This window comes from Albibacillus kandeliae, from assembly GCF_003116585.1.
GTDB lineage: Bacteria > Pseudomonadota > Alphaproteobacteria > Rhodobacterales > Rhodobacteraceae > Albibacillus > Albibacillus kandeliae.
Genome location: NZ_QEHM01000003.1, coordinates 961681 through 988332, shown reverse-complemented (window position 1 = coordinate 988332; position 26652 = coordinate 961681). Strand labels below are relative to the sequence as shown.

At 66.3% G+C, this 26652-nt stretch carries 25 protein-coding genes and 1 other RNA gene; 15 read left to right on the top strand and 11 right to left on the bottom strand.

Going from position 1 to position 26652, the window contains the following annotated elements; genetic code table 11:
- Window positions 1-518: 518 nt before the first annotated feature.
- The 5 genes from DDT93_RS10590 to DDT93_RS10570 all read right to left on the bottom strand — a co-directional run bounded on the left by DDT93_RS10590 (window position 519) and on the right by DDT93_RS10570 (window position 6988).
- Window positions 519-2096, bottom strand: a complete 1578-nt coding sequence (locus DDT93_RS10590; RefSeq protein ID WP_109465752.1) for an ABC transporter ATP-binding protein — start codon at window positions 2094-2096, stop codon at window positions 519-521.
- The gene (locus tag DDT93_RS10585; protein WP_109465751.1) at window positions 2093-3199 is read right to left on the bottom strand and encodes an ABC transporter permease; all 1107 of its coding nucleotides are present in this window, start codon (window positions 3197-3199) and stop codon (window positions 2093-2095) included. Before DDT93_RS10585 ends, DDT93_RS10590 begins: the two co-directional genes overlap by 4 nt.
- Entirely contained in the window at window positions 3199-4311 is a 1113-nt protein-coding gene (locus DDT93_RS10580) for a microcin C ABC transporter permease YejB (protein WP_109465750.1), read from the bottom strand. Before DDT93_RS10580 ends, DDT93_RS10585 begins: the two co-directional genes overlap by 1 nt.
- 8 nt (window positions 4312-4319) lie before the next feature.
- On the bottom strand, window positions 4320-6266 hold the full coding sequence (locus tag DDT93_RS10575; RefSeq protein ID WP_109465749.1) for an extracellular solute-binding protein: 1947 nt from the start codon (window positions 6264-6266) through the stop codon (window positions 4320-4322).
- A 218-nt stretch (window positions 6267-6484) separates the two neighbouring features.
- Entirely contained in the window at window positions 6485-6988 is a 504-nt protein-coding gene (locus tag DDT93_RS10570; protein WP_232825417.1) for a c-type cytochrome, read from the bottom strand.
- 107 nt (window positions 6989-7095) lie between these two features.
- Here DDT93_RS10570 and DDT93_RS10565 point away from each other — a divergent pair, with 107 nt between their 5' ends.
- Entirely contained in the window at window positions 7096-7935 is an 840-nt protein-coding gene (locus DDT93_RS10565; RefSeq protein WP_109465747.1) for a prephenate dehydratase, read from the top strand.
- Between the two features lie 9 nt (window positions 7936-7944).
- On the opposite strand, the gene DDT93_RS10560 is transcribed toward DDT93_RS10565, so the two are convergent.
- On the bottom strand, window positions 7945-8412 hold the full coding sequence (locus tag DDT93_RS10560) for an SRPBCC family protein (protein WP_109465746.1): 468 nt from the start codon (window positions 8410-8412) through the stop codon (window positions 7945-7947).
- 50 nt (window positions 8413-8462) lie between these two features.
- Window positions 8463-9437 (bottom strand): NAD(+) diphosphatase, encoded by a 975-nt coding sequence (nudC, locus tag DDT93_RS10555; protein ID WP_109465745.1) that lies wholly within the window; start codon window positions 9435-9437, stop codon window positions 8463-8465.
- Between the two features lie 252 nt (window positions 9438-9689).
- On the opposite strand from nudC, the gene DDT93_RS10550 reads away from it, so the two are divergent.
- Entirely contained in the window at window positions 9690-11555 is a 1866-nt protein-coding gene (locus tag DDT93_RS10550; RefSeq protein ID WP_109465744.1) for a 5'-nucleotidase C-terminal domain-containing protein, read from the top strand.
- Window positions 11556-11599: 44 nt separating this feature from the next.
- An RNA gene (gene ffs, locus DDT93_RS10545) (signal recognition particle sRNA small type) lies at window positions 11600-11698 on the top strand.
- Between the two features lie 41 nt (window positions 11699-11739).
- Here ffs and DDT93_RS10540 read toward each other — a convergent pair.
- Window positions 11740-12624: an alpha/beta hydrolase family protein gene (locus DDT93_RS10540; RefSeq protein ID WP_109465743.1), complete on the bottom strand. Its 885-nt coding sequence runs from the start codon at window positions 12622-12624 to the stop codon at window positions 11740-11742.
- Window positions 12625-12703: 79 nt separating this feature from the next.
- Here DDT93_RS10540 and DDT93_RS10535 point away from each other — a divergent pair, with 79 nt between their 5' ends.
- Together DDT93_RS10535 and DDT93_RS10530 are read left to right on the top strand one after the other, a co-directional pair.
- Complete coding sequence (locus DDT93_RS10535) at window positions 12704-13255, top strand: TetR/AcrR family transcriptional regulator (protein WP_109465742.1); 552 nt, start codon at window positions 12704-12706, stop codon at window positions 13253-13255.
- Window positions 13256-13363: 108 nt separating this feature from the next.
- Window positions 13364-14401 carry a calcium-binding protein gene (locus DDT93_RS10530; RefSeq protein WP_198654816.1) on the top strand — a complete coding sequence of 346 codons (1038 nt, stop codon included), beginning with the start codon at window positions 13364-13366 and terminating at the stop codon, window positions 14399-14401.
- Window positions 14402-14404: 3 nt separating this feature from the next.
- Here the strand turns inward: DDT93_RS10530 and ypfJ are convergent, their stop codons facing one another.
- On the bottom strand, window positions 14405-15247 hold the full coding sequence (ypfJ, locus tag DDT93_RS10525; protein ID WP_109465740.1) for a KPN_02809 family neutral zinc metallopeptidase: 843 nt from the start codon (window positions 15245-15247) through the stop codon (window positions 14405-14407).
- Window positions 15248-15444: 197 nt separating this feature from the next.
- Between ypfJ and DDT93_RS10520 the strand changes: the two genes are divergently transcribed.
- Entirely contained in the window at window positions 15445-17205 is a 1761-nt protein-coding gene (locus DDT93_RS10520; RefSeq protein ID WP_109465739.1) for a DNA polymerase III subunit gamma/tau, read from the top strand.
- 10 nt (window positions 17206-17215) lie between these two features.
- Here DDT93_RS10520 and DDT93_RS10515 read toward each other — a convergent pair whose 3' ends face one another.
- Complete coding sequence (locus tag DDT93_RS10515; RefSeq protein ID WP_109465738.1) at window positions 17216-18436, bottom strand: TIGR03862 family flavoprotein; 1221 nt, start codon at window positions 18434-18436, stop codon at window positions 17216-17218.
- A gap of 42 nt (window positions 18437-18478) precedes the next feature.
- Here DDT93_RS10515 and DDT93_RS10510 point away from each other — a divergent pair, with 42 nt between their 5' ends.
- Complete coding sequence (locus tag DDT93_RS10510) at window positions 18479-18772, top strand: HNH endonuclease family protein (protein WP_109465737.1); 294 nt, start codon at window positions 18479-18481, stop codon at window positions 18770-18772.
- A 75-nt stretch (window positions 18773-18847) separates the two neighbouring features.
- Window positions 18848-19213: a SpoIIAA family protein gene (locus tag DDT93_RS10505; protein WP_109465736.1), complete on the top strand. Its 366-nt coding sequence runs from the start codon at window positions 18848-18850 to the stop codon at window positions 19211-19213.
- Between the two features lie 6 nt (window positions 19214-19219).
- On the opposite strand, the gene DDT93_RS10500 is transcribed toward DDT93_RS10505, so the two are convergent.
- A complete protein-coding gene (locus DDT93_RS10500; RefSeq protein ID WP_109465735.1) occupies window positions 19220-19831 on the bottom strand; it encodes an enoyl-CoA hydratase/isomerase family protein in 612 nt (203 codons plus the stop codon).
- Between the two features lie 171 nt (window positions 19832-20002).
- Between DDT93_RS10500 and DDT93_RS10495 the strand changes: the two genes are divergently transcribed.
- The 7 genes from DDT93_RS10495 to DDT93_RS10465 all read left to right on the top strand — a co-directional run bounded on the left by DDT93_RS10495 (window position 20003) and on the right by DDT93_RS10465 (window position 26639).
- Complete coding sequence (locus tag DDT93_RS10495; protein WP_157960137.1) at window positions 20003-21526, top strand: DUF2125 domain-containing protein; 1524 nt, start codon at window positions 20003-20005, stop codon at window positions 21524-21526.
- A gap of 132 nt (window positions 21527-21658) precedes the next feature.
- The gene (locus tag DDT93_RS10490; RefSeq protein WP_109465733.1) at window positions 21659-23005 is read left to right on the top strand and encodes a TldD/PmbA family protein; all 1347 of its coding nucleotides are present in this window, start codon (window positions 21659-21661) and stop codon (window positions 23003-23005) included.
- Complete coding sequence (locus DDT93_RS10485; RefSeq protein ID WP_109465732.1) at window positions 22992-23771, top strand: 3'(2'),5'-bisphosphate nucleotidase CysQ; 780 nt, start codon at window positions 22992-22994, stop codon at window positions 23769-23771. Before DDT93_RS10490 ends, DDT93_RS10485 begins: the two co-directional genes overlap by 14 nt.
- A 93-nt stretch (window positions 23772-23864) precedes the next feature.
- Window positions 23865-24107 carry a DUF4170 domain-containing protein gene (locus tag DDT93_RS10480; protein ID WP_109465731.1) on the top strand — a complete coding sequence of 81 codons (243 nt, stop codon included), beginning with the start codon at window positions 23865-23867 and terminating at the stop codon, window positions 24105-24107.
- 3 nt (window positions 24108-24110) lie between these two features.
- Window positions 24111-25349 carry a 3-deoxy-D-manno-octulosonic acid transferase gene (locus DDT93_RS10475; protein ID WP_109465730.1) on the top strand — a complete coding sequence of 413 codons (1239 nt, stop codon included), beginning with the start codon at window positions 24111-24113 and terminating at the stop codon, window positions 25347-25349.
- Window positions 25336-26334, top strand: coding sequence for a tetraacyldisaccharide 4'-kinase (gene lpxK, locus DDT93_RS10470; protein WP_109465729.1), 999 nt, complete (start codon window positions 25336-25338; stop codon window positions 26332-26334). Before DDT93_RS10475 ends, lpxK begins: the two co-directional genes overlap by 14 nt.
- A 74-nt stretch (window positions 26335-26408) precedes the next feature.
- The gene (locus tag DDT93_RS10465; RefSeq protein ID WP_109465728.1) at window positions 26409-26639 is read left to right on the top strand and encodes a hypothetical protein; all 231 of its coding nucleotides are present in this window, start codon (window positions 26409-26411) and stop codon (window positions 26637-26639) included.
- The last annotated feature ends 13 nt before the right edge of the window (window positions 26640-26652 follow it).

The following is a 26652-nucleotide window of genomic DNA, read 5'->3' as shown; positions in this document are numbered from 1 at the left end:
CTCTTCAGTTTGTCATCAATGTCAAAGAGCGTAGAGACAAAACTCACGAGATGCGCCCTAACTTCTCGGCGCGCCCCGCCTGCATTACCTCAGATTTTCTTCCTTGCGTCTCGTAACGATCCGTCCGCTTCCGTCCGTACCGCCCGTCTGGCGCCCCGTCCTGCGCCTCAGCGCCGCCGGTGAGGGGCTATTTACGGTCCACACCCAGCACCCGCAAGAGGCTTTTTCAGTTTTGGCCCCACTTTTTTCGAGAAACCATGAGACCGACATGAAATCAATGACTTAGAGGCGCGTCAGGATGGCAGATTTCCGCGATCCCGCCCCGGATACAGTGCCTGACGCGACTCGGAGCCCGACTCTCTGAGCGAGTCATGTCGCAAAACTTCTATATATTGTGGTGTATGATGCGGCCTCCCCAAGACAGGGCAGCGACTCGAGACGGGAAAACATCGTCCCGTGCTGACTCGGGGGCTCCCGGGGCGACTCGAAGAGGTGACTCGCCCACGGTGCCCGGCCCCTCAGGTGGCCGCGGCCAGCAGGGTGCGGGTGTATTCGGTCTGCGGGCGTTCGAAGACCTCCTCGGCGGTGCCGGTCTCGATCACGTCGCCCTGACGCATCACCAACACCTTGTGCGACATCGTCCGGACCACGCGCAGGTCATGGCTGATGAAGAGGTAGGCGAGCCCGTACTTGCGCTGGAGGTCCCGCAGCAGGTCGACGATCTGCACCTGTACCGTCATGTCGAGCGCCGAGGTCGGTTCGTCCAGCACCAGCAGGCGGGGACGCAGCACCATGGCGCGTGCAATTGCGATGCGCTGGCGCTGGCCGCCGGAGAACTCGTGCGGGTAGCGGTCCATCGCCGCCGGGTCGAGCCCGGTCTCGCGCATGGCCTCGGCCACCAGTTCGCGCTTGTCGCGGGTCGGGTCGACCCGGTGCACGTTCAGCCCCTCGGAGATGATCTGGAAACAGGTCATCCGCGGGCTGAGACTTCCATAGGGGTCCTGAAAGACGATCTGCATGTCCTTGCGCAGGCGCCGCAACTCCTTCACCGACCATTGCCGGATATCGTTCCCCTCGAAGGCGATCTGCCCCTCGGACGCGATCAGCCGCAGGACGGCCAGCGCGAGGGTGGTTTTGCCCGAGCCGGATTCGCCGACAATGCCCACGGTCTCGCCCGCGCGCACGGAGAAGGTCGCGTCGTTCACCGCCTTCACATGGCCCACGGTGCGCTTGAGCAGCCCCGCATAGATCGGGAACCAGACCTTGAGGTGATCCACCTCGGCCAGCACCTCGGCCCCGGGCGCGACGGGCTCCGGCGATCCGGAGGGTTCGGCGGCCAGCAGCTTCCTGGTATAGGGGTGTTGCGGGTTGGCGAAGATCTCGGCGGTCGGTCCCTCCTCGACGATCTCCCCATCCTTCATCACGCAGACCCGGTCCGCGATCCGGCGCACGATACCGAGGTCGTGGGTGATGAAGAGCAGACCCATGTTCTCGGTCCGCTTCAGTTCGGCCAGCAGGTCGAGGATCTGGGCCTGGATCGTCACGTCGAGCGCGGTGGTCGGCTCATCGGCGATCAGCACGTCGGGCTTGTTGGCCAGCGCCATCGCGATCATGACCCGCTGCCGCTGTCCGCCGGAGAGCTGGTGCGGATAGGCGCCCAGCCGGCTCTCGGCCTCGCGGATGCCCACCTTGTCGAGCAGGTCCAGCACCCGTTCGCGGGCGGCGGCACCGGTCAGACCCTGGTGCAGGGCCAGCGACTCGGTCATCTGCTTCTCGATGGTGTGCAGCGGGTTCAACGAGGTCATCGGCTCCTGAAAGATGAAGCTGATGTCATTGCCGCGCACCTTGTGCAGCAGCTTGCTGCTGGCCCCGATCATCTGCTGCCCGTCATAGGTGACCGAGCCGCCGACGGTGGCATTGTCGCCCAGAAGCGAAACGGTCGACAGGGCGGTGACCGACTTGCCGGAGCCCGACTCGCCAACCAGCGCCACGGTCTCGCCCCGGTCGAGGGTAAAGGAGACACCCTTGACCGCCTGATGCAGCTTGCCGTCCTGCCGGAAGGAGACGGTGAGGTCGCGCACGTCCAGCAGGCTCATGAGAACGTCTTTCTCGGGTCAAACGCATCGCGCACGCCTTCGAAGATGAAGATCAGCAGCGACAGCATGATGGCAAAGGTGCAGAAGGCGGTGAAGGCGAGCCAGGGCGCCTGCAGGTTCTGCTTGGCCTGAAGGGTCAGTTCCCCCAGCGACGGCGCCGAGGACGGCAGGCCGAAGCCGAGGAAATCGAGGCCCGCGAGCGAGCTGATGGTGCCGGTCACGATGAAGGGCAGCATGGTCAGTGTCGCCACCATCGCGTTGGGCAGCATGTGGCGGAACATGATGGTCATATTGCCGACGCCCAGCGCCTTGGCCGCGCGCACGTACTCGAGGTTGCGGGCGCGCAGGAATTCGGCCCGAACCACGCCCACCAGAGACATCCACCCGAATACCACCATCAGGAAGATCAGCAGCCAGAAGCCGCGTCCGAGGATCGCGAACATGATGATGATCACGTAGAGCGACGGAGTGGAGGACCAGATCTCGATGAAGCGCTGCATCAGCAGGTCGGTGCGGCCGCCGAAATAGCCCTGCACCGCTCCGGCCGCGATGCCGACGACCGAGGACAACCCGGTCACGATGAGGGTGAAGAGGATCGAGAGGCGGAAGCCGTGGATCACCCGCGCCAGCACGTCGCGCTTGGTATCGTCGGTGCCGAGCCAGTTCTGGCTGTTGGGCGGCAGCGGCGCGGCGCCCGGACGGTCGACCGGGGTATCGTAGGAATAGGGGATCAGCGGCCAGATCATCCAGCCCTTCTGGATCGCCTCGCCGTCGATCTCGCCATCCTTCGCATCGGCGATGAGCCCTTCCGGATCGTCAAAGCAGGCGTCCATGCCGCCGGTCTCGATCAGGCATTTCACCTCGGGGTCGCGGTAGACCGCCTCGGTCTGGAAATCTCCGCCGAAGGCCGTCTCGGGATAGAAGTGCCAGATCGGTGTGTAGAACTGGTTCTGGTAGCGGATCAGGATCGGCTTGTCATAGGCGAGGAACTCGGCGCAGAGGCTCAGGCCGAACAGCACGGCGAAGATCCACAGCGACCAGAAGGCGCGGCGGTTGCGCTTGAAGTTGTTCCAGCGGCGCTGGTTCAGGGGAGACAGGGCCATCAGCCGTCCCTCCGCTCGAAGTCGATGCGCGGGTCGACAAAGACGTACATCAGGTCAGAGAGGATCCCGATCAGGAGGCCGATGAGGCCGAAGATGAAGAGCGTGCCGAAGACGACCGGGTAGTCGCGGGCAACGGCCGCTTCGAACCCGAGCCGCCCGAGACCATCGAGCGAGAAGATCGTCTCGATGATCAGCGAGCCGCCGAGGAAGACGCCGAGGAAGGCTGCCGGAAAGCCCGCGATGACGATCAGCATGGCGTTGCGGAAGACGTGCCCATAGAGCACCCGGCGGTCGCTGAGCCCCTTGGCGCGGGCGGTCATCACGTACTGCTTCTTGAGCTCGTCGAGGAAGCTGTTCTTGGTCAGCAGCGTCATCGTCGCGAAGGCGCTGATGGTATAGGCCGCGACCGGCAGGACGATGTGCCAGAGATAGTCGAGTACCTTGCCCATCGGGGAGAGGCTGCTCCAGTTGTCGGAGGTCAGTCCACGCAGCGGGAAGATCTGCCAGTAGGACCCGCCCGCGAAGAGCACCAGCAGCAGGATCGCGAAGAGGAAGCTAGGGATCGCATAGGCGCCGATGATCACGCCCGAGGTCCATGTGTCGAAGGTCGATCCGTCCTTGACCGCCTTGCGGATGCCGAGCGGGATCGAGATCGCGTAGGCCAGAACGGTGGACCAGAGACCGAAGGTGATCGAGACCGGCATCTTGTCGAGGATCAGGTCGATCACGCTGACCGAGCGGAAATAGCTCTGGCCGAAGTCGAGGCGTACGTAGTTCCAGAGCATCAGCAGGAAGCGCTGGAGCGGCGGCTTGTCAAAGCCGTACTCCTTTTCAAGTTGGTCGATGAATTCCTGCGGCAGGCCGCGCGCACCGACATAGCGCTCGTCCATGCTGCCGCCCCCGGCTTGATCAAGGCCGCTGCTTTCGCCGATCGAGGCATCGGACTGCCCGCCCGAGAACGAGCCGAAGACATCGCCCTGCCCCTGCGCGCGGGCGATGGCTTGTTCGACCGGTCCACCGGGCACGAACTGAGTGAGGGCGAAGTTGATCACCATGATACCCAGAAGGGTCGGGATGATCAGCAGCACCCGGCGGAGAATGTAGGCTCCCATTCCGGCGGTTACCTCAACGCGCCCGCGGCTTTCAGCTTGTCCGCCTTCTCCTGGTTGAACCACCAGAAGTCGAGGTATCCGAGATCGTACTGGGGCAGCGGATCGGGATGCTCGTACTGGTCATAGTAGGCCACCCAATAGCTGCCACGGTACCACGCCGGGATCATGATCATCTCGTAGCGCAGCGCGCGATCCAGCGCCTTGAGGCGGGTCTCTTCCTCCTGCCGGCTCTGGGCGGCCAGCGCCTGTTCGATGATCGTGTCGACCAGCGGGCTGGCAAGCCCGGCGGGGTTGAAGGTCGAAACCGCCGCGCTCTCGGACCCGTAGACCTGCATGAGGCCCGTGCCGACGCCGAGGAAGGGAATGTAGCTGTCGAAGATCAGGTCGTAGTCGAAGGCCCGTTCGCGCGAGGTGTACTGCGCGGCGTCCACCTTTTCGAGCTTGGGCGTGACGCCGATGATCTCGAGGTTCTTGATGTAGTTCTCGACGACCGCGCTCAGCGTGCCCTCGTTCGAACTGTTGAAGATGAAGGTGAGTTCGAGCAGCTGGCCCTCGGCATTGCGCCGCTTGCCATCGTTCTGCGACACCACCCAGCCGGAGTCTTCCAGCAGTTTCGCCGCCTGGCGCAGGTTGCGCCGGTCGTTCAGGCGCTCGGCGCTCGACGTCGGAGGCATCCGCGCGGGTTCGGTCAGCAGATCGGCCGGCACCACGTCGCCCAGCGATTTCAGGAATTCCAGTTCCTCGCCTTCAGGCACGCCCTCGGCCATGACCGGCGTGTCCTGCATGAAGGAGACACGATGCTCGAACAGGCCGTACTGAAGGCTCTCGTTCGTCCATTCGAAGTTGTAGGCCAACGTCAGCGCCTCGCGCAGGTTCTTGTCCTGCATGATCGGGCGTCGCAGGTTGAAGACGATACCCGAGTCCGCAGGCGGCGTGCCGTCGGGCAGCTCGGTCTTTACCACCTGTCCGTTCTGGACCTTGGGAAAGCTGTACTGCGTCGCCCACTTCTTTGAATCGCCCTCCTGACGGAAGGTGTATTCGCCCGCCTTGAAGGCTTCGAAGGCCGCCGTGTCGTCGCCGAAGTACTCGAAGCGGATCCGATCGAAGTTGTGGCGTCCCACGTTCACCGGCAGATGCCAGCCCCAGTAGTCGGGGTTGCGCTTGTAGACGATGCGCCGGTTCACGTCGTAGCTGTCGAGCACGTAGGGTGCCGAGCCGGGCGAGGTCTCGAGCCGGCTCTGGTCAAGACGGGCGCCGGTGTCCTCGAACCACTTCTTCGACCAGACCGAGACGCCGCCCGCCTGGTCGATCAGGCTGCGGCGCGAGATGCCCTCGGTGAAATAGAACTTGATCTTGTGCTCGTCGATCACCTCGGTGTTCGGAATGCGTGCCTTCACCGCGGCGGCATAAGAGGCGAGCCCCTCTTCCAGCAGCAGGTTGTGGCTGAACAGCACGTCCTCGGCGGTGACCGGGGTGCCGTCCGAGAAGGTCGCCTCGGGGCGCATGTGGAATATCACCCACGACATGTCCTCGGGGTATTCGACGCGCTCGGCCAGCAGGCCGTACTGTTCGCCATAGACATCCGCCGGGCCCTCGCCCAGCAGGCTCTCGTACATCGAGGAGGACCATGCCCCGGCGCGGCCCTTGATGGTGTAGGGGTTCATCGAGTCGAAGGTGCCAAGCACCCCGATCGAGATCTCGCCGCCCTTGGGCGCCTCAGGGTTCACATAGGCGAACTGCTTGAAGTCGGCCGGGTAGCTCAGTTCGTTGTAGAAGTTGTAGCCATAGGTCTCGATCATGCCGCCGCCAGCGCTCTGCGCCCGCGCAAGGCTACCCAGACCACCGCCGAGCCCGAGGCCGGCGAACAGGCTCGCACCGCCTGCCAGAACGCTCCGGCGGTTGGGCCGAAAGCGGCCATGCCCTGGGTTAACCACGAAATCGCGGGTTCGGCTCATAAGGCTGATCCTCCTTGGGCGGGGTCAGCCCGCCGGTCACTTGCCAACCTAGGCTAAAGGCCTGCCGCAACAACATTCAAGTTGAAGATATGTAACGATAACGTAATTCCGCCGAAACCGGGGAGCCGCCGCCGATCCCCGACCGCAACGGCATCGCCCATGCAAAGGGCCGCTGCTTGTCGCAGCGGCCCCAGATACCCGTCCGGTATCGGATGATATCAGTTGTCGAGGCTGTCCAGGTACGCGATCACGTCCGCCCGGTCGCCGATCTTGGGCAGGCCAGCAAAGCTCATCGCGGTGCCCGGCGCAGCGGCGCTCGGCTTGTGCAGGAACTCGTTCAGAGCCTCGGGCGTCCATTCGCCGCCGTGAGCCTTCATCGCATCGCTGTAGCCAAAGCCCGCTTCGGTCGCGACCTGGCGGCCGACGACACCGTAGAGCGACGGGCCGGTGGCGTTCACGCCCGGCTCGACCTTGTGGCAGGCCTGGCACTTCTTGAAGACCTTGGCGCCCTTCTCGGGATCCGCCTCTGCCATGACCTGGCTGAAATCGACTTCGGGCTCGTCCGACGCGCCGCCGCTGTCCTCGACAGCAATCACGTAGCCCGCGGAATCCCCGTGCCCGCCTGTATGATAAACCCCCTCGGCCACCCATTTGGCCAGCAGGAACACAAGTAATGCACCGCAGAGGGCAGCCACTGTCTTGGTCGACGTCATCGTGTCCATTGATCGCGTGTCCATCTGATCTGTTTGGCAAATGTCTAAGGCTTCCCCTTGCGTGAGGCAAGGTATAGACACCGCGACCAAACGCCCACTTTTCAGAAAGTCGCCCCATGACAAACCGCATCGCCTTCCAGGGAGAGCCCGGCGCCTACAGTCATCAGGCCTGCCACGCGGCCCGGCCGGATATGGAGGCGCTGCCGTGCCGAACCTTCGAAGACGCGATCGACGCGGTCAAGTCGGGCGAGGCCGCTCTTGCCATGCTGCCGGTGGAAAACTCCACCTATGGCCGGGTGGCCGACATTCACACGCTGCTGCCGCAGTCCGGCCTGCACATCGTGGACGAAGCCTTTGTCAGGGTGCATATCAACCTGCTTGCCCTGCCCGGCACGCGGCTTGAGGAAATCACCCATGCGATGAGCCACACGGTCCTGCTGGGCCAGTGCAAGACCTTCCTGCAGAAACACGGCATCCACCGGATCACCGGCGCCGATACCGCGGGATCGGCCAAGCATGTCGCCGAGGCCGGGCTGAAGACGACCGCGGCGCTGGCCGGGGACCTTGCCGGTGAGATCTACGGGCTGGACGTGCTGGCCCATCACATCGAGGACAACCAGCACAACACCACCCGCTTCCTGATCATGTCGCCCGAGGCCGACCTGACGCGCCGGGGCGACCACGGCATGATCACCAGCTTCGTGTTCCAGGTGCGCAACATTCCCGCCGCGCTCTACAAGGCGATGGGCGGCTTCGCGACCAACGGCATCAACATGACCAAGCTGGAAAGCTACATGGTCGACGGGAACTTCACCGCGACCCAGTTCTACGCGGATATCGAGGGCCACCCCGAGGACCCGAACGTCAGGCTGGCGCTGGACGAACTGCGGTACTTCACCACCAATGTCGCGGTGCTGGGAACCTACCCGGCGGCCGAGGGCCGCTTTCGCGAGTGAGCCACTGACCTAGGCGGTACGCTTGTGGCGCTCTTCCAGCGCCCGGGCGTACTCTGCCACCCGCAGCTTGAATTTCTTGTCGAGGTTCGCCTTGGCCAGCTTCAGGGACTGCACCAGCAGACGCGCGGGCAGCGAGCGCGGTTTCAGCGTCAATTCGACCGACAGCCTAGTCCGGCGCGGCGACAGTGCGACGAGCGCGAGCGTCATGTCGGTTTCGAGGCCCTGCATCATGCCCTGAAAGCGCATCGTCTCGGGCGCATCGAACTGCATCAGCTCAAGCCGCAACTCGCGCTGCTTGCCCCGCAGAGGGAAATTCGCCACCCAGGTCATCCCGGCGCCAGGCCCGACATGGGTGCCCACGCGCTGCAGCTCGACCCCGCGCCGGATCGCCGAGCGCTCGAAGGTTTCGAACTCCGAGAGCATCGCAAAGACGTCCTCGATCGGCGCCTCGATATCTTCCTTGGTAGAGAACTTCATGATCTTCCCGATTGACGGGGCCCTAACCGGCCCCGGTTCACGCGTCCGGCTTAATCCAGCGTATCTGCCAGCCAGTTTTGCAACAGAAAATGCGCAATGGCCCCCTTGCGGGCCGGCTTGATGTGCGGGTGTTCTCCGGCGAACACAGTCATCATGTCCTCGCGGGTCACCCAGATCGCATCCTCGATCTCGACAGGATCGATCCTGATCTCGCGGCTCAGCGCCTCTCCGCGGCAACCGAACATCAGCGAGGCCGGGAAAGGCCAGGGCTGGCTGGCGAGATAGTCGACATGGCCGACCTTGATGCCCGCCTCTTCGACCACTTCGCGGCGCACTGCCGCCTCCAGCGTTTCGCCGGGCTCCACGAAGCCGGCCAGCAGGGAGTACATGCCCTCGGGCCAGCCGTGCGAGCGGCCCATGAGAACCGAGTTTCCGTGAGTGATCAGCATGATGACCACCGGATCCGTACGCGGGAAATGATGACCGCCGCAGGATGGGCAGGTGCGCTGCCAGCCGCCGTGCGACACCGCGCTGCGCTCCCCGCAGCGGGCGCAGAACTTGTGGCTGCTGTGCCAGTTGACGATGGCCTTGGCGGTCGCGGCAAGCTCGGCATCACGCGGGGACAGGGAGGACATCACCCGGCGCAATTCGGCAAAGACGCAGTCGGGCGGGAAATCGGGGTGGTGCTGCAGCGAGGGATCGAAGAAGCCGCCCAGCGCCCCGGTGTCGAGCCCCTCGGGCTCCCACCCGGAAATGTCACAGGCGAAATCGGGCGCGCCGCTGTCCTCGAGCCCGAGGAACACGGGGGCGTCGATTTCGCGCTCGAGCCCCTGGCGCAGGATCGGGTGATCCATCGGGACCATTGCCAGCGCGTCGCCACGCATCAGCGGCTTGCCCCGCCACAGCAGCACGCAGGCCGCGTTCTCCTGCTTGATCGCGCGGGCCAGCGCCGCCTCGTCCTCGCGCAGGTGCGCGGCCCGGTTCAATCCCGAACCGCCGAATGTAACCGTTTCCGCGTGCTTCATGCCTGCTCCGCCACCTCGCCCTGGCTGTTGGTCTTCCGCCACCGTTCCGCTGCCTTGGCACAGGCCAAACATGATTTCAATTACTTCCGCTGACGCCAACCCGCATCAGGCGCGCCACAAACTTCCCGCTGGCTGGATCTGTCCAACCCCTGCCCGAGTGTGGTTCCAATAGGTCCCAGATGTTTCCCGTGCCAGCCTGCAAAGGGGGCCCGCCATGACAGCACACGCGGCCTCTGCGGAGTCCGTCCAAAGATGAACAGGACAGCGCCGATCCACGCCGACGCGCTGTCCCAGGTCAGGTTGCTGTGCACGACCGACCTTCACATGCACCTGACGAGCTTTGACTACGGGGCCAACCGCCCGGACCCCTCCGTCGGGCTGACCCGCACCGCGACACTGATTGCCGAGGCGCGCCGCGAAGCCCGCGCGAACGGGGTCCTGACCCTGCTGCTGGACAACGGCGACTCGATGCAGGGCACCCCGCTCGACACCCTGACCAGCGCGGATGACGACGGACCCCACCCGCTGATGCAGTGCTTTGCGCACCTCGATTACGACGCCATCGGCCTCGGCAACCACGATTTCGACCAGGGCCTTCCGGCGCTGGAGACCGTTCTGGCGCAGGCGTCCTGCCCCGTGATCTGCACCAACCTGATCCCGCTTGGCGATCTGCGGATCAGGGGGCTGAAACCTCATGCGATCCTCGACCGGGAGGTCGTCACTGACGGGGGCGAGCGGCGGGCCCTGCGCATCGGCGTGATGTCCTTCCTGCCGCCGCAGACGCTTGGCTGGAGCGCGCACCTGCCGGAGACGCAGTTCGCCATCGAGGATATCCTCGTGAGCGCGCGCGCCACGGTCAGCGTACTGAAGCGCGAGGGCTGCGACCTCGTCGTGGCGCTCTGCCATTCCGGGCTGGGCCCGGCCAAGCCGCGCCCGCATCAGGAGAACGCGGCGATACCGCTTGCCGGGCTGCCGGGCATCGACGCAGTGATCGCAGGCCACACCCACGGCAGGATGCCCGGCCCCGACCACCACGGGCTGGCCCATGTCGATGCCCGGCGCGGCCTTGCGCACGGCACGCCCACCGTCATGGCGGGAACGGCAGGCGCCTACCTCGGAGTCATCGACCTGCGGCTGGCGGGCGATACCACCGGTGCGTGGCAGGTGGCCGACTGCCGGACCGCGCTGCGCCCCATCGCGCGGCGGCGCGCCGATGGGCGGGCCGAGGCGCTGGTGCCGGAGGACCCGGCGCTGGCCGCGCTCCTTGCGGTGCCGCATGACCGCGCGGTCCGCCTGCTCGACCGTCCCTTTGCCCACATCGGCGAGAGCCTGCACAGCTACTTCACCTTCTTCGGCAGCGACCGCTCGCTGGCCACCGTGGCGGCCGCGCAGGCAGCGGCGGTGCGCCCCTTCCTCGGGGCGGGGCCCGGCGCCGACCTGCCGCTGCTCTCGGTAGCTTCGCCCGGCAAGTACGGGGCGCGCGCCGGACCCGACAGCTTCACCGATGTTCCCGCCGGTCCGCTCGCCCTGCGCCACCTGTGCGATCTCTACGTCTTTCCAAACGACCTGCAGGCCGTGATCGTCACCGGCGCCGAACTGTCCTGCTGGCTGGAAACGTCGGCCAGCCTGTTCCACCGGGTGCGTCCGGGCAGCGAGGACTCTCACCTCGTGAATCCCGAGGTGCCGGGGCATACCTTCGACGTGATCTTCGGCCTGACCTACGAGATCGACCTCTCGCGCCCCGCCGGGCGCGGGCGCGTGCGCAACATCCGTCATGCAGGGCGGCCGCTCGAGCCGGAGCAACGCTTTGTCGCGGCGCTCAGCAGCTTCCGGGCCAGCGGCGGCGGGCTGTTCCGGACCTTGCGCCGGACACCGCGCATCGACTTGCCGGTCATGAGCGTGCGCGAGGCGCTTCGGCGCTATCTCTCGGGCGAGACGCCTCGCGATGCGCTGGACCAGACCCCGCGGCCCTGGAACTTTGTCCCGATGCCCGGAACGCGGGTCACCGTCCAGACCGGGCCCGGCGCAACCAAGCATCTGAAGGAAATCGCGCGCAGCGGAGTGCGGAGCCTTGGCTACGACGCCGACGGATTTCTTTGCCTCAGCATCGCACTGTAGCGGCCCGGGTTGCGAATCCGCGACCGCCCGCCTATATCGGCCTTCGAGAGGTTGGCGCGGGCAAGCGCCTCGCCAACCTGGTCAGGTCCGGAAGGAAGCAGCCACAACGAGCCCCGCTTGGGTCGATGTCCAGCCTCTCACTTAGCCAAACCGGCGCGGGCCGGTGGCGAAGATCTCCCTAGAACTAGCGATCCCGGATCAGCAGCGGCCAGATGGCGGCGTTCTGACGCGTGAATGCGCCGAGGTGGCCGACGCTCTCCAGCCCGGCCTCGGCTGGGGCCAGAACGCGGACCTCGGCCTCGCCCGGGCCGAAGAGGCTGGCGAGCCGGTGCACGCTGATCTCGGGGCAGACCTGATCGTCGCTGAGGGCGATCATCTCGACCCGGTTGCCGCCCTGCCGCCACTGCGCCGGGGGCAGGGTCACCCCGATCTCGGGGCGATAGAACTCGCGGGCGGTGCACCATTTCCGCCATTGCCAGTAGACCGGGCCAGGCAGGTCCACGCCGAAACCCGAGAGCCAGCCCGGCAGGTAGCCGAGAGTGCGGACCACCACCGGGACGTGACCGAACCAGAAGGTCCGCGCGAGGCCCTGATAGGGCCAGGGGTGGTCACGCACGTTGACCATGCCGGAGGCGACACAGATCACCCGCTCGATGTCGTCAGTTCCCTCCTGCAGGGGGAGGACCATGCCGCCCAGCGAATGGCCGATCACCCAGAGCGGCACGCCCGGCAGCCGCCGCCGCATCTCGGCCCGCGCGGCAGGCTGATCGAGCACGCCCCAATCCGCCATCGTCGCCGAGGAACCACGAGGATGCGCCCGCGCCGAGCGCCCGAAATCGCGGTAATCGTAGGTCAGGCAGGCGATGCCCTGCTCGCGCGCGAGCCAGGCTGCGAAATGACGGTAGTAGCCCTGTGGGATCGCGGTTGCGCTGTTCAACACCACGGCCGCGCGCGGGGGCACCTCTGCAGCGGCCGGGGGCAGGAACAGGGTTCCGCTCAACTCGGCCTCGCCAGAGGCAAAGGTAATCTCGGTCTGAACGCCATCCGGCGCGGGTTTCATATCGAGCATGGTGTCACACCTCGGGTCTGGACCGTTCGGTCTAGTCCGGACACTGGACCAATCGGTCTAATCGTGTCAAGACTGTTCCATGAACGAACGCCCGCAATCCACCAAGGAACGCCTGATCCGCACCGCCTCCGAGCTGTTCCGGCTGCGCGGTTACAGCGGTGTCGGCGTCGCCGAGATTCTGCAGAAGGCGGGTGCGCCCAAGGGCTCGCTCTATCACCATTTTCCGGAGGGCAAGGCGGACCTTGCCCGCGCCGCTGCGAACTGGGCCTCGGACGGAATGCTGCGCACGATCGCGGCCTCCTTCGAACCTGCGACCAGCTTTGGCGAAGGGGCGCGCACCCTGTGCCACAAGCTCGCCAAGCTGTCGGACATGTCGGGCGAATGGGGCAGCTGCCCGGTGTCGGGCGCCCTGTTCGACGGGCCCGACAACGAGGCGTTCCGCGCGCTCACCAACCACCTGTTCGAAGGCTGGATCGCGGAATTGGAACATCACGCCCAAAGGCTTGGCGCGACACCGGATGCAGCCCGGCAGAAGGCCGAGCACCTGTTCATGCTGCTGGAAGGGGGCTGGACGCTCGCGCGCAGCCGCAGTGACTCGGACGTTCTGCGCACCCTGCCGGTGCCAGCCTAGGGCGCTGCGCAGGCACGAAAAATCCTGTGTCCCCAAGGCTCTCTGCCGGATACTATGGAGGTCGCCCAGGTCCGGCCTATCTGCCGGACAGGCAACGGAGACACGCACGTGACCTATGGATACAGCCTGTTCGACAATTTCGTCAGCACGCTCCAGACGGGCTATGACGATCGCCGCCCGACGTTCAAGCTGACCTCGGACAAGCAGCCGTGGAACCCCTATGTCACCTGGGCGCTGATCGAGAGCGACGATGTCGGCACCACCTTCTCGGTCGGCGAGACGGTGATCCTGGCCGAGGCCAATGCCAGCGGCAGCGTCATCAGCTACGAGAATGCCGAGACCATGATCTACGAGGGCATGGTCGATGTGGACGGAGACGGAACGCTCGAGTCCATCCTCGTGTCGCAGGATGATTGGGAATACGTCCTGACCAACGAGGTGCCCTACCTGACGGAGAAGGAACCGACGGACGGCTACAAGCCCTATTCGACCGAGGTCACGCTCAGAAAGGTCTCTGTCGTCGCGGACTACCCCGAAAACCCGGCCCCCAACCCCTTCGGCGCAACCGAGGGCGACGACACCCTGCGCGGAACCTCGGGGCGCGACCGGATCGACGGGCTGGGCGGCGATGACATCATCATGGGCCGCGGCGGCAACGACACGCTGCTGGGCGGCTTGGGGCGCGACCAACTGGCGGGCGGTGACGGGGCCGATACGCTGAAGGGCGGCAAGGGCGCGGATTCGCTTGATGGTGGCGCAGGGCATGACACGCTGCTGGGCGGCAACGGCAGCGACACGCTGTCGGGCGGCGGCGGCAACGACGTGTTGCAGGGCGGCCGTCATGGCGACCTGTTGAACGGTGGCGCGGGACATGACGTTCTGATCGGCCAGCGCGGCAACGACATCCTGACCGGCGGGCGCGGCGCGGATGTCTTCGTCTTCGGCTCCGGGGACGGCGACGATACCGTAACGGATTTTCAGATCGGGCTCGACCTGATCCGCATCACCAGCGGTGCGGATGCGTTCCGCGATCTCAGCATCACCTCGCACGGCGATGACGTTCGGGTCTCGTTCGACGACGTGACGATCCTGCTGCAGGGAGTCGACGCCGACGACCTCGCGCGGTCGGACTTCCTGTTTGCCTGACCCTCAGAGCTGGCGGGCGCCGAAGGTGTCGCAGGCGTTCAGGTCTCCGGCCTCGTAACCGGTGCGGAACCAGCGCGATCGTTGTTCCGAGGTGCCGTGGGTAAAGGTGTGCGGCTGCGGCACCCGGCCCGCATCGCGCTGAAGCTTGTCGTCGCCAATCTGGCGCGCGGCGTTCAGCGCCTCGTCGAGGTCGCCTTCCTCCATCAGCCCATCGATATGCGAGGCCCAGATGCCAGCAAAGCAATCGGCCTGCAGCTCGAGCCGTACGGTCAGCGCATTGCCATCGACGCGGTTGGATTGCTGCCGCATCTGGTCGACCTGCGGCAGGATGCCAAGCTGGTTCTGGACGTGGTGCGCGACCTCGTGTGCGATCACATAGGCCGCCGCGAAATCGCCATGCGCCCCGAGGCGCTGCGAGAGGGTGTTGAAGAAGGCGAGGTCGAGATAGGCCTTCTGGTCCATCGGGCAGTAGAAGGGCCCTGTCGCGCCCGAGGCCCCGCCGCAGGGGCTTTGCGTCACGTCCGAGAACAGCACCAGCTGCGGCGGCGTGTAGGAACCGTCGGTCTGTTGGGAAAAGACCTGTGTCCAGACCTCTTCGGTCGTTGCGAGCACCTGCGAAGCGAATTGCGCGGCCTGTTCTTCCTCCGGGCTGATGTCGCGCGGCTCGGTCGAAACCGTCTGCGTCTGCTCTTCCAGAATCGGTGTCAGATCGACCCCGGTGAAGTAGCTGATGCCGAGAATCAGCAGCACGCCGACCAGCCCGATGCCGCCCATAGCGCCGCCGCGCGTCGTCATCCCACGCCGATCTTCCACGTTCCGGCTGGACCTTACCCCTCGCAACCGCATGACTCGCCCCCTGATCTCAGACCTCTCCGATCCAGATTAACATCAATTTGATATGATTTGTTCCCGCAATTGTCCGAGCGCGGAGTCCTGAACCGTAACGGCGGGGCTTTGCCGCCCCGGCTTTGGTGGACCTTGCCGACCAGCCGTTCTAACCTGCGCCGGTCCGCTCCCGAATCCGAACATTCGCAAAGGCCCGCATGTCCGACCAAGCGCCCTCTCAATATCGCGTTCTCGCCCGCAAGTACCGGCCCGAGACTTTTGCCGATCTCGTTGGCCAGGACGCCATGGTGCGCACGCTCAAGAACGCCTTTGCCGCCGACCGGATCGCGCAGGCCTTCATCATGACCGGTATCCGCGGGACGGGTAAGACGACGACGGCGCGGATCATCGCCAAGGGCATGAACTGCATCGGCCCCGACGGGAATGGCGGCCCCACGACCGAGCCCTGCGGCGTCTGCGAACATTGCACGGCGATCATGGAAGGTCGCCACGTCGACGTGATGGAGATGGACGCCGCCTCGCGCACCGGTGTGGGCGACATCCGCGAGATCATCGACTCGGTGCGCTATCGCGCGGCTTCGGCCCGCTACAAAATCTACATCATCGACGAAGTGCACATGCTGTCGACCAATGCCTTCAATGCGTTGTTGAAGACGCTGGAAGAGCCGCCGGAGCACGTGAAGTTCATCTTTGCCACCACCGAGATCCGCAAGGTACCCGTTACCGTGCTGTCGCGCTGTCAGCGCTTCGACCTGCGGCGGATCGAGCCGGAGGTGATGATCAAGCTGCTGCGCAAGATCGCGACCTCCGAGGGCGCCGAAATCGCCGATGACGCGCTGGCGCTGATCACCCGCGCGGCGGAAGGGTCGGCGCGCGACGCCACCTCGCTGCTCGACCAGGCGATCAGCCACGGCGCGGGCGAGACCACCGCCGATCAGGTCCGCGCGATGCTGGGCCTCGCCGACCGGGGCCGCGTGCTCGACCTGATGGACATGATCCTGCGGGGCGATGCCGCCGCCGCCCTGACCGAGCTCGGCTCGCAATATGCCGAAGGCGCGGACCCGATGGCGGTGCTGCGCGATCTGGCCGAAATCACGCACTGGGTATCGGTGGTCAAGATCACGCCGGATGCCGCCGAGGATCCGACGATTTCGCCCGATGAGCGCACGCGCGGCTCCGAGATGGCGACCAACCTGCCGATGCGGGTGCTTTCCCGCATGTGGCAGATGCTGCTGAAGGCGATGGAAGAAGTCGCTGCCGCGCCGAACTCCATGATGGCGGCCGAGATGGCGGTGATCCGTCTGACCCATGTCGCCGACCTGCCGAGCCCGGAGGAACTGGTCAAGAAGCTCTCCAACACCACCCCGCCCCCGATGCCGCCGAGCGGCGGTGGTGGCGGCGGTCATTCCGCCGGGGTCACGAGCAATGGTGCCAGCGCCATTGTAGCGCCCCAACGGACGGGGGGCGGTGGCGGTGGCTATGGCTCGCAACCGGCGCAGGCGCTCGCGGTGGACAGCTCGCTGGCCCGTTTTCCCAGCTTCGAACATGTGCTCGAACTGATCCGGACCAACCGGGACGTGAAGCTGCTGGTCGAGGTGGAAACCGGATTGCGGCTGGTCAGCTACAGCCCCGGCCGCATCGAGTTCTCGCCCGCCGAGAATGCTGCCGGCGATCTTGCTCAGCGGCTCGGCTCTGCGCTGCAGCGCTGGACCGGGAACCGCTGGGCCGTCAGCGTCACCAGCACCGGTGGCGCGCCGACCGTGGCCGAGGTGCGCGACGCGGCAGAGAATGCCCTGCGCGAGAAGGCGTCGGAGCATCCGATGGTTATGGCGGTGCTTGCCAAGTTTCCCAAGGCCCGGATCACGGACATCCGCACGCCCGAACAGATCGCGGCCAGCGCCCAGACCGAGGCCTTGCCCGAGGTCGAGGATGAATGGGATCCCTTCGAGGACGAGTGATCGGTCTCGTTCAGCCCTGGTCTGACAGGTAGCGCAGCGCGCCCTGCCCGGCCCGGCGTCCGGTAGCGAGACAGGCCGTCAGCAGGTAACCCCCGGTCGGGGCCTCCCAATCCAGCATCTCGCCCGCACAGAACACCCCTGCCCGCTGCTTCAGCATAAGGGTGTCGTCTAGCCCCGAACGGAGCACGCCACCGGCTGTCGATATGGCCTCGTCCATCGGACGGAGACCATTGATCGGCACCGGCAGGGCCTTGACCAGCGCAGCGAGCGCCCCGGGGTCCTGCGGCAGCGGGCGGGCAAACTCGTTGAGCAGGGCGAGTTGGGCGGCGGGTAGCTTCAGCACCTTGCGCAAGTGGTTCGAGAGGCTCGCCTTGCCACGAGGCCGGCTAAGCCGCGCCGTGACGTCGGCCAGTGGCACATCGGGCATCAAGTCGATCCTCAACGCAGCACCCGCCCGCAGCGCCGGGGTCAGGGGGTAGACCCCGCCGCCCTCGAGCCCCCGGGCCGAGATCACGGCCTCGCCCCGTGAAACGATTGTTCCTGCGTGAAATGCCACGCCTTTCAGCGGCTGACCCAGATGGGGCGCCATGTGCGGCGACCAGTCGAGCGCAATCCCGGCGTTGGAGGGCGCGAAGTCCGCCAGCGCGACACCGACCTCGGAGAGCGTCCCGGCCCAGAGCCCGTCCGACCCCAGCCGCCGCCAGCTCGCCCCGCCCAGCGCCAGCAAGGTCACCCGCGACACCACGCGCCGGACCTGCTCCGGTGTTTCGAAGACAAGGGCGTCACCCTCCCACCCGGTCCAGCGCCAGCGCGTCCGCACGACCACGCCTGCCGCATCCAGCCGCCCGAGCCACGCGCGCAACAGGGGCGACGCCTTCATCACCCTTGGGAACACCCGCCCGGTCGAGCCGGTGAACAGGTCGGCGCCCAGACCCTCTGCCCAGGCCATGACCTCCTGCTGACCGAATTCGGCGATCATCGGCTTCAGCCACCTCGCGGCCTCTCCGTAAGAGGTAAGGAACCGCTCCGGCTCTTCCGACTTGGTGAGGTTCAGACCCGATTTCCCGGCCATCAGGAACTTGCGCGCGAGGGAGGGTTTTTGCTCGGCCACCAGCACCGAATGCCCAGCCGCCGAAAGCACCTCGGCGGCCATCAGCCCCGCCGGGCCGCCGCCCACCACGACGGCGTCGAAACTCTCGGTATCGTAAGCTGGGGTTGTCTTGTCCTGCATGGACGTCACATTTGCCCTTTGCTCCGAACGGGATCAAGCCGCATGTCCGAGACACCCATCTGCCCGCTCTGCGGCCGACCCATCCCGCCGGACGTTGCACAGAGCCGGCATCACCTCGTGCCCAAGCTGCGCGGTGGCAAGGGCGGCGAGACTGTGCTGCTGCATGACATCTGCCATCGCGAGATCCACGCGACGCTGAGCGAGACCGAAATCGCGCGAGACTTTGCCACCATCGAGGCACTGCGCGGTCACCCGAGGCTGGGGAAGTTCATCCGCTGGGTCGCGCGCCGCCCGCCGGGATTCCGCTCGAAGATCCCGGGCAAGCGGCGGCCCTGACAGCGCGCCTCATTGAACGGTACGGCGGGCCTTCCTAGATCCTGATTGCGCGCGAGATCAGAGGAGGACGGACCCATGTCCATCGGTTACACGGAAGATCCCCGCAGCGGCACGGTTGAGCTCACCGTCAACGGCCGCGTCACACGCGACGACTACGACAGTGTCGTCGACCGGTTGCAGCAGTTCATCGATGCCCACGGCACCATTCGCCTGGTCGAGGTGATCGAGACCTTCGAGGGCTTCGATCCGAGCGTCCTCCTGCCCGGCCTGAAGTTCGATATGAAGAATATCCGGCACATCAGCCATGTCGCCGTGGTCTCTGACATCGGGTGGATCGGACCACTGTCCAAGGCCGCGGGCGCGCTGCTGACCACGCGGCTGCGCACCTTCAACCTTGCCGAACTGCCCGAGGCCCGGGCGTGGATCACTGGCGACAGCTAGGGGCGCTCAGGAACAGAGCGCCGATACTCCGGCCACGAGGGCGGGATCGGCGCCGAGCGTGTCCTGCAGCAGGGTGCGCGCGACCGTCATAAGCTCTTCTCCCGGGACGATCCGGTCGATCAGCCCGAAGGCCAGAGCCTCTTCGCTGGTGATCTTCTGCCCGGCCATCAGGATCAGCTTGGCCCGCGCCGGTCCGATCAGCGCGGCCATGCGCATGGGGTCCGACGGCTGGGGCAGCACCCCGCGCTTGAGCGCCGGGTAGAAGAAATTCGCGGCGGGCACGGCGATGCGCAGGTCGCAGGCCAGCGCCATGCCCATCGCGCCCCCCGCTAGCGTTCCGTTCAGCGCCGCCACGCTGAGGCATGGCAGCGCGGCAATCGCTCCCGACAGCCGCTCCCACTCGGGCGAGGTCGCGATGTCGCCGCCCTCGACTTCGGCGAGGTCGGCCCCTGCGCTGAAGACCTTGCCGGTCCCTGTCAGGATGAAGCCCCGCGCCTCGCGCGCGGCTTCGGCGATATCGGCCAGTTCGGTCAGCATGGCGGTGGTCAGCGAGTTCGCCTTGTCCGGCCGGTTCAGGGTGACGGTCCAGAGGCCGTTTTCCTTGGTCACGTCAATCATTCTGGCCAGTCCTCCGCGCTTTGTGCCTCCGTGTTAATCCGCGAGGCCGCGCCGGTCCACCCCGGCGGGGTAGGCTTAGATTGATTTCACACAACGGTCAGGATACGCCACTTGACGGGGCGCAACCCGCAGCCGACCATGACGCGGGATTTGGAGAGAAAGGGTACGATTATGACAGTTCATTTCACCCGCCGGGCCACGACGGCCCTGGCGTTCATTTTCATGGCACAGACCGCCTCGGCGGACCTCATGGCCCAGGATGTATGGGCCGACTGGAAGAGCTACCTCTCGGGAATGGGGTACGATATCACCGCCAAGGAGAACATGTCCGGCGACACGCTCACCCTGAGCGATATTGAGGTGAAGCTCGCCATGCCGCAGGAGACGGGAACCGGCAGCGGCGTCATCGAGAGCATTTCGCTCCGCGAGAACTCTGACGGCACCGTCAACATCGTTTTCCCCAACCCGCACCGGATCAGCTTTTCCTTCTCCGATCCCGAAGCCGGCAGTGGCGAGGGCGTCCTGGAAGCGACGCACGACGGACTGATTGCCACGGTATCCGGCGACCCGATGAACCTTCACTATGAATACAGCTTCGACATGGTGAACCTTGCGCTGGCCAATCTCGTCATCGACGGCGAGGCGCCGAAGGGCGACTTTGTGTTCGAGGTGATCGGTCGCGGCGGCAAGGGCATCTCCGACATGAAGGTCGGGTCGATGCGCGACGTCGAACAGGATTACTCCATGCAGTCGCTGGACGTGAACTTCTCGTTCATCGAGCCGGAGTCGGGCAACAACGGCAACCTGCGCGCCAATATTGCCGGCCTCGCGGGAACCGGGTCCAGCACCCTGCCCAAGCAGATGGATCCCACGGACCTGACCGGGATGCTTGCCTCGGGCATGAAGGGCTCGGGCACTTTCAGTTACGACAAGGCCACCGCCTCGCTCGGCGGCAAGGCAGATGGCTCTGGCTTTGCCAGCGAGCTGACCAGCGACGGCGGCGAACTCACCGCCATGATGGACGGCGAACACCTCTCCTACGTCGCGTCGGGCAAGGCCAGCACCCTGCACACCACGACGGACCAGCTCCCCTTCCCGGTCGATGTCAGCTTTGGCTATACCGGCTTCAAGCTGGATGTCCCCTTTGCCCAGTCCGAGGAACCGCAGGACTTTGCCTTTGGCCTGACGCTGGGCGAACTTGCCGTTTCGGAAATGGTCTGGGGCCTCTTCGATCCCACCGGCACCCTTCCGCATGATCCCGCGACCCTGGAACTGGATGTTGACGGCAAGGCCAAGGTCGACGTGAACATCTTCGACCCGGAACAGGCCGAGGCGATGGCGATGTCCGACACGCCCCCGGGCGAACTGCACGCGCTCAACATCAACAAGCTGCTGCTGTCCATGGTCGGCGCCCGCCTGAGCGGCGACGGCGCGTTCACCTTCGACAACAGCGACCTCGAGAGCTTTGGCGGCGTGCCGCGTCCCGAGGGCAAGCTGAACCTGCAACTCGCCGGGGCGAACACCCTGATCGACAAGCTGATCCAGATGGGCTTTGTCTCTGATCAGGACGCGATGGGCGCGCGGATGATGATGGGCATGTTCGGCGTGCCGGGCTCCGAGCCCGACACCATCAACTCGACCATCGAGATCAACGCCGAGGGTCACGTCACCGCGAACGGTCAGCGGATCAAGTAACCGATCCCGCACCGAACCAGTCAGCGAGGGCCGCCCCACGGGCGGCCCTTTTGCATTGGGGTCTTGCGAGGGGACGCCGCCGGGGCTACCTCGGGGGGCACTGCCGAAATGGCACAACCGATGGAGGGATGCATGACGCAGGCGCTTGAAAACCTGAGCCAGATGCTGCTGGACGCCGCGAAGAAGGCGGGCGCCGATGCGGCGGACGCAGTGGTGGTCGGCGGCACCTCCCTGTCGATCGACGTGCGCGCGGGCACCCTCGAACACGCCGAGCGCTCGGAAGGCACCGACCTCGGGCTTCGGGTCTTCCTTGGCAAGCGGCAGGCTCTCGTCTCGACCTCGGACACCTCGGCGGCGACCATTGCCGAGATGGCGGAACGGGCCGTCGCGATGGCCCGCGAAGCGCCGGAGGATCCCTATACCGGCCTCGCCGACAGCACGCAGCTTGCTCAGGGATGGGACCTTGCCGCGCTGGAACTGCACGACCCGACCGCCGAACCCGAACCCGCCGCACTGGAACGCGATGCGCTGGAGGCCGAGGCCGCCGCGCTGGCAATCGAGGGTGTGACCCAGGTTCAGGGGGCTAGCGCTGCCTACAGCGCTCATGCGATCCACATGGCCGCGACCAACGGGTTCTCTGGTGGCTACGAACGCACGCACCGGTCTACCTCCTGCGTCGCCATTGCCGGAACCGGCACCGGGATGGAGCGCGACTACGACGGCGATTCCCGCACGTTTCAGTCCGACCTGCGCACGCCGGGCGAGATCGGGACGCTGGCCGGTGAACGCGCTGTCGAGCGCATCGGTGCACGCAAACCCAAGACCGGGAGCTACCCGGTGCTGTTCGACGAACGGGTCTCCTCCTCGCTGATCGGTCACCTGCTGGGGGCCAGCAACGGGGCCGCGGTGGCGCGGGGATCGTCCTTTCTGAAAGACCGGCTGGGCGAGGCCGTCCTGCCCGACCACATCTCCCTGATCGAGGATCCGTTCCGCCCCCGGGCAAACGGGTCGCGCCCCTTCGACGGCGAGGGCCTGCCGACCCAACGGCGCGCCATCATCGAGAACGGCGTGTTGACGGGCTGGACGCTCGACCTTGCCAGCGCCCGCAAGCTGGGGCTGAGTTCGACCGGGAACGCCGCGCGCGGCGCGGCCTCGCTGCCCTCGCCCGCCAATTGGAACCTTGAACTGACGCAGGGCACGCAGAGCCGCGAGGACCTGATCCGCGAGATGGGCACCGGGCTGCTGGTAACCTCGATGATCGGCAGCACCATCAACCCGAACACCGGCGACTACTCGCGCGGGGCCGCCGGGTACTGGATCGAGAACGGCGAGATCACCTACCCGGTCAACGAATGCACCATCGCTGGCAACCTGATCGACATGCTGCGCCGGATCGTCCCGGCCAACGATGCCCGCACGTGGCTGTCGCGCGTGGTGCCCTCGCTGATGGTCGAAGGAATGACGCTTGCCGGCAACTGACCTCCCCCTGCTGATCGAAGCCGCACGGGCGGCGGGCGACATCGCCATGTCCTATGCCAAGGGCGCGGCCCGCAGCTGGGACAAGCCCGGCGGGCTCGGCCCGGTGACCGAGGCTGACATGGCCGTCAACGAGATGCTGGAGCAGCGCCTGCGCGCCGCGCGTCCCGATTATGGCTGGCTGTCGGAGGAAACCGAGGATTCCGCCGACCGGCTGGCCCACGAGCGCGTCTTCATCATCGACCCGATCGACGGCACCCGCAGCTTCGTTGACGGAGCCGACAGCTGGGCGCATGCCCTCGCCATTGCGGAAGAGGGTCGCGTGACGGCGGGTGTGGTGTACCTGCCCCGTCGCGGGTTGCTCTATAGCGCGGCCCTCGGGCAGGGCGCCTATCTCAACGGCGCGCCGATCCGGCCGACGGACCTTGCCGAGCTGACCCGGGCGCACATCCTTGCCGCCAAGCCGGTCCTGAACGGAAGCCACTGGCGCGACGAGACCCCGCCCTTTCACCTCGCCTATCGCCCGTCGCTTGCCTATCGCATGGCGCTGGTCGCGGAGGGGCGGTTCGACGGGATGCTGACCATCAGGCCCTGCTGGGAGTGGGACATCGCCGCCGGTGACCTGATCCTGCGCGAGGCGGGTGCGCTCTGCACCGACCGCCTAGGCGCACCGCTGCGCTACAACAATCCGCATCCGACCCAGAACGGCGTCATCGCCGCGGGGGGCGCCATCCACGCCCAGCTCGCACAGGCCCTGAAACCGGCGTGACCGGCGGCCTGAACGGCCTGTTCCGCTTGAAACTCCGGGGCAATTCCTTAGGGTCGCCCTCACTCCAACGCCGCCCATTCAAAGGATAACCAGATGGTTCAGAGACTGCATCTCGTGTTCGGGGGCGAACTCGTCGACCCCCAGAAGAACCAGTTCAAGAACGTGGACGACATCCACATCGTCGGCATGTTTCCCAACTACGATTCCGCCTACGCGGCATGGAAGGCCGAGGCGCAGCGGACCGTCGACAACGCGCATATGCGCTACTTCATCGCTCACCTGCATCGTCTGCGCGACGAAGAAACCCAGGCCTCTGCGACCGAAGAACTGGAGTAATCCTTGGGCCGCTCGCTCAGCCTTGCGGCCTATCGCGCCCTGTCCCGGCGGCACGGTGCCGCGCCCGCCGGCGACCTGCCGCCCCGCCCCGAGGGCGAGCTGGTCTGGTGCCATGCGACCGACTCGGTCCGCTTTTCCGCGCTCTGCGACATCGCGCGACGGCTCGCCGGGCTGCGGCCCGGGCTCCATGCGCTGATCACCTACGACGGGTCGATCCTTGAGGCCGAGAACTGCATCTTTTCCGGTGACGACATCCTCGTGATCGGGCTGTCCTCGGACCACCCGAACGACGCCCGCCGGTTCCTGCTGCAATGGTCCCCCGACGTGTGCCTCTGGGCCGGGGCGCCGATCCTTGTGAACCATGTCAGCGCGGCCTCGGAACGCAAGACGCCGATGATCCTCACCGATCTCGGCAGCATCGACCTGCAGAAGGGGCGCCACAGCTGGATTCCCGACCTGACCCGGCGCAGCCTCGAATTCTTCGACACCATCCAGACCAACAGCGAAGCCGCGGCCCGGGTGCTGCGCCGCATGGGGGTCTCGGCGCACAAGATATCGGTAGCCGCCCGGTTGCGGATGGGGGCGACGCCGCCGCCCTGTTCGGACGAGGAACTCGCCTCGGTTATGGGCGACCTCAACGGGCGCCCAGTCTGGCTGGCGGCGCGGGTGCGGCGCGACGAGATCGACCAAGTCCTGACCGCGCATCGCATCGCGCTGCGGCTGTCGCACCGCCTGCTGCTGGTCATTGTGCTGGACGATCCGGCCGATCGCGAGGGGCTGGCCGAACAGATCGCCGAATGCCAGCTGCGCTGGCTGAACCGTGATGGCGGCGACCGGATCGACGACAATATCCAGGTGGTGCTGGGCGGGGGAGAGGACGACCTCGGGCTCTGGTACCGGGTCGCGCCGCTGACATTCCTAGCCGGGTCGCTGGTGCCGGGGATCGGGGGCACGAGCCCGCTGGAGGCGGCCGCGCTTGGCTCGGCGCTGGTGTCCGGCCCGCACCACGAACGCTTTGCCGACACCTATGCGCGGCTCGAGGCCGCGGGGGCGGCCGTACAGGTCAACGATGGCGCCAGCCTCGGCATCGCGGTGGCCGAACTGGTCGCGCCGGACCGGGCGGCGACCATGGCGCTTGCCGGGTGGGAGGTCGCGACCGAGGGCGCCGACCTCGCGGATAGGTTGGTCGACATGGTGCAGGATGCGCTGGACCAAAGGAGGGCCGCTCATGCGCGCTCCTGACTTCTGGTCCAATCCGCCTGAACGGCCCGGCTGGCAGGCCCGGCTGCTGTCGCCGCTCGGCGCGCTTTATGCCGCGACCACGGCGCGGCGGGTGCGGTCGCAGGAGGGGGCCCGCGTCGATGTGCCGGTAATCTGCGTCGGCAACCTGAACGCGGGCGGCACCGGCAAGACACCGACCGCGATCTGGCTGCTGGAGACACTGCGCAACATGGGGCACGAGCCCCACGTGGTCAGCCGGGGTTACGGCGGCACGCTGGAAGGCCCCGTCCGGGTCGAGCCCGCCCGTCACACGGCGGCCGAGACCGGGGACGAACCCCTGCTGCTGGCCGCCTTCGGCGAGGTCTGGGTGGCCCGCGACCGCGCCGCCGGGGCCCAGGCGGCCGCGGAGGGTGGCGCAAGCGTGATCATCCTCGACGACGGGTTCCAGAACCCCTCGCTCGCCAAGGACCTGTCGATCATCGTGGTCGACGCGGTGACAGGGTTCGGCAACGGGCGCTGCTTGCCGGCCGGCCCATTGCGCGAACCAGTCGCAGCCGGTTTGGCCCGCGCCGACGTCGTCCTGTCCATCGGGCCAGAAGCGGCGCAGGCGGAGTTCTCCGCGCGCTGGGGTCAGAGCATTGCCCTGCCCCGGTTCAGCGCCGCGCTCGAGCCGCTGCAGACGGGCATGGACTGGTCGTCGTCCCGCGTTCTCGCCTTTGCCGGGATCGGGCGGCCGGGCAAGTTCTTTGCCACCCTGCGCGACCTTGGGGCCGAGATCGTGCGGGCCGAGGCGCTGGACGACCACCAGCTTCTCACCCCCGCTCTGCTGACCCGGCTGGAACGCGAGGCGCAGATGCTCGGCGCCCAGTTGGTCACCACCGAGAAGGACGCGGTGCGCCTGCCCGAGGCATTTCGGATGAAGGTGATAACCCTGCCCGTTCGCCTGCAGGTCCGAGAGGGTGAGGCCCTCGCCGAGCGGCTGCGCAGCGTGGCCCCTCCGGCCTAGTGTGATCGGCGTTACTGACCAAACCGATCCGGCGGCGCATCCTTACTGCATCCGATGCAGAATGGGAGACCGAGATGCCGACCGAAGAGCTATACGGGAATTATCATTTCATCGCCGGTGACACCAAGACCGGGAGCGACGATTTCAAGTTCGCGCCACGGAGCGGGAATGCCGTTCCGATCGAGGAGATTTCGCTGAACTACGAGAAAATCGAGTTCGACGCCCCGGCCCCCGGCGCGGACAGCTTCGGCTTTTACGAAACGAACGAGGCCGCGCCCGATCCGGGCGACGGCCTCTTTTCCTGACCCTGCGCGGGGT

Bases quoted from the DNA above. Each gene is read 5' to 3' on its own strand.
- DDT93_RS10495 (WP_157960137.1), top strand. From the start codon at position 20,003: ATGACAGTTCATTTCACCCGCCGGGCCACGACGGCCCTGGCGTTCATT.
- DDT93_RS10500 (WP_109465735.1), bottom strand. From the start codon at position 19,831: ATGATTGACGTGACCAAGGAAAACGGCCTCTGGACCGTCACCCTGAAC.
- nudC (WP_109465745.1), bottom strand. From the start codon at position 9,437: ATGAAGCACGCGGAAACGGTTACATTCGGCGGTTCGGGATTGAACCGG.
- DDT93_RS10570 (WP_232825417.1), bottom strand. From the start codon at position 6,988: ATGGACACGATGACGTCGACCAAGACAGTGGCTGCCCTCTGCGGTGCA.
- DDT93_RS10560 (WP_109465746.1), bottom strand. From the start codon at position 8,412: ATGAAGTTCTCTACCAAGGAAGATATCGAGGCGCCGATCGAGGACGTC.
- DDT93_RS10490 (WP_109465733.1), top strand. From the start codon at position 21,659: ATGACGCAGGCGCTTGAAAACCTGAGCCAGATGCTGCTGGACGCCGCG.
- DDT93_RS10515 (WP_109465738.1), bottom strand. From the start codon at position 18,436: ATGCAGGACAAGACAACCCCAGCTTACGATACCGAGAGTTTCGACGCC.
- DDT93_RS10480 (WP_109465731.1), top strand. From the start codon at position 23,865: ATGGTTCAGAGACTGCATCTCGTGTTCGGGGGCGAACTCGTCGACCCC.
- lpxK (WP_109465729.1), top strand. From the start codon at position 25,336: ATGCGCGCTCCTGACTTCTGGTCCAATCCGCCTGAACGGCCCGGCTGG.
- DDT93_RS10585 (WP_109465751.1), bottom strand. From the start codon at position 3,199: ATGGCCCTGTCTCCCCTGAACCAGCGCCGCTGGAACAACTTCAAGCGC.
- DDT93_RS10590 (WP_109465752.1), bottom strand. From the start codon at position 2,096: ATGAGCCTGCTGGACGTGCGCGACCTCACCGTCTCCTTCCGGCAGGAC.
- DDT93_RS10535 (WP_109465742.1), top strand. From the start codon at position 12,704: ATGAACGAACGCCCGCAATCCACCAAGGAACGCCTGATCCGCACCGCC.
- DDT93_RS10580 (WP_109465750.1), bottom strand. From the start codon at position 4,311: ATGGGAGCCTACATTCTCCGCCGGGTGCTGCTGATCATCCCGACCCTT.
- DDT93_RS10510 (WP_109465737.1), top strand. From the start codon at position 18,479: ATGTCCGAGACACCCATCTGCCCGCTCTGCGGCCGACCCATCCCGCCG.
- DDT93_RS10520 (WP_109465739.1), top strand. From the start codon at position 15,445: ATGTCCGACCAAGCGCCCTCTCAATATCGCGTTCTCGCCCGCAAGTAC.
- ypfJ (WP_109465740.1), bottom strand. From the start codon at position 15,247: ATGCGGTTGCGAGGGGTAAGGTCCAGCCGGAACGTGGAAGATCGGCGT.
- DDT93_RS10575 (WP_109465749.1), bottom strand. From the start codon at position 6,266: ATGAGCCGAACCCGCGATTTCGTGGTTAACCCAGGGCATGGCCGCTTT.
- DDT93_RS10465 (WP_109465728.1), top strand. From the start codon at position 26,409: ATGCCGACCGAAGAGCTATACGGGAATTATCATTTCATCGCCGGTGAC.
- DDT93_RS10550 (WP_109465744.1), top strand. From the start codon at position 9,690: ATGAACAGGACAGCGCCGATCCACGCCGACGCGCTGTCCCAGGTCAGG.
- DDT93_RS10540 (WP_109465743.1), bottom strand. From the start codon at position 12,624: ATGCTCGATATGAAACCCGCGCCGGATGGCGTTCAGACCGAGATTACC.
- DDT93_RS10505 (WP_109465736.1), top strand. From the start codon at position 18,848: ATGTCCATCGGTTACACGGAAGATCCCCGCAGCGGCACGGTTGAGCTC.
- DDT93_RS10565 (WP_109465747.1), top strand. From the start codon at position 7,096: ATGACAAACCGCATCGCCTTCCAGGGAGAGCCCGGCGCCTACAGTCAT.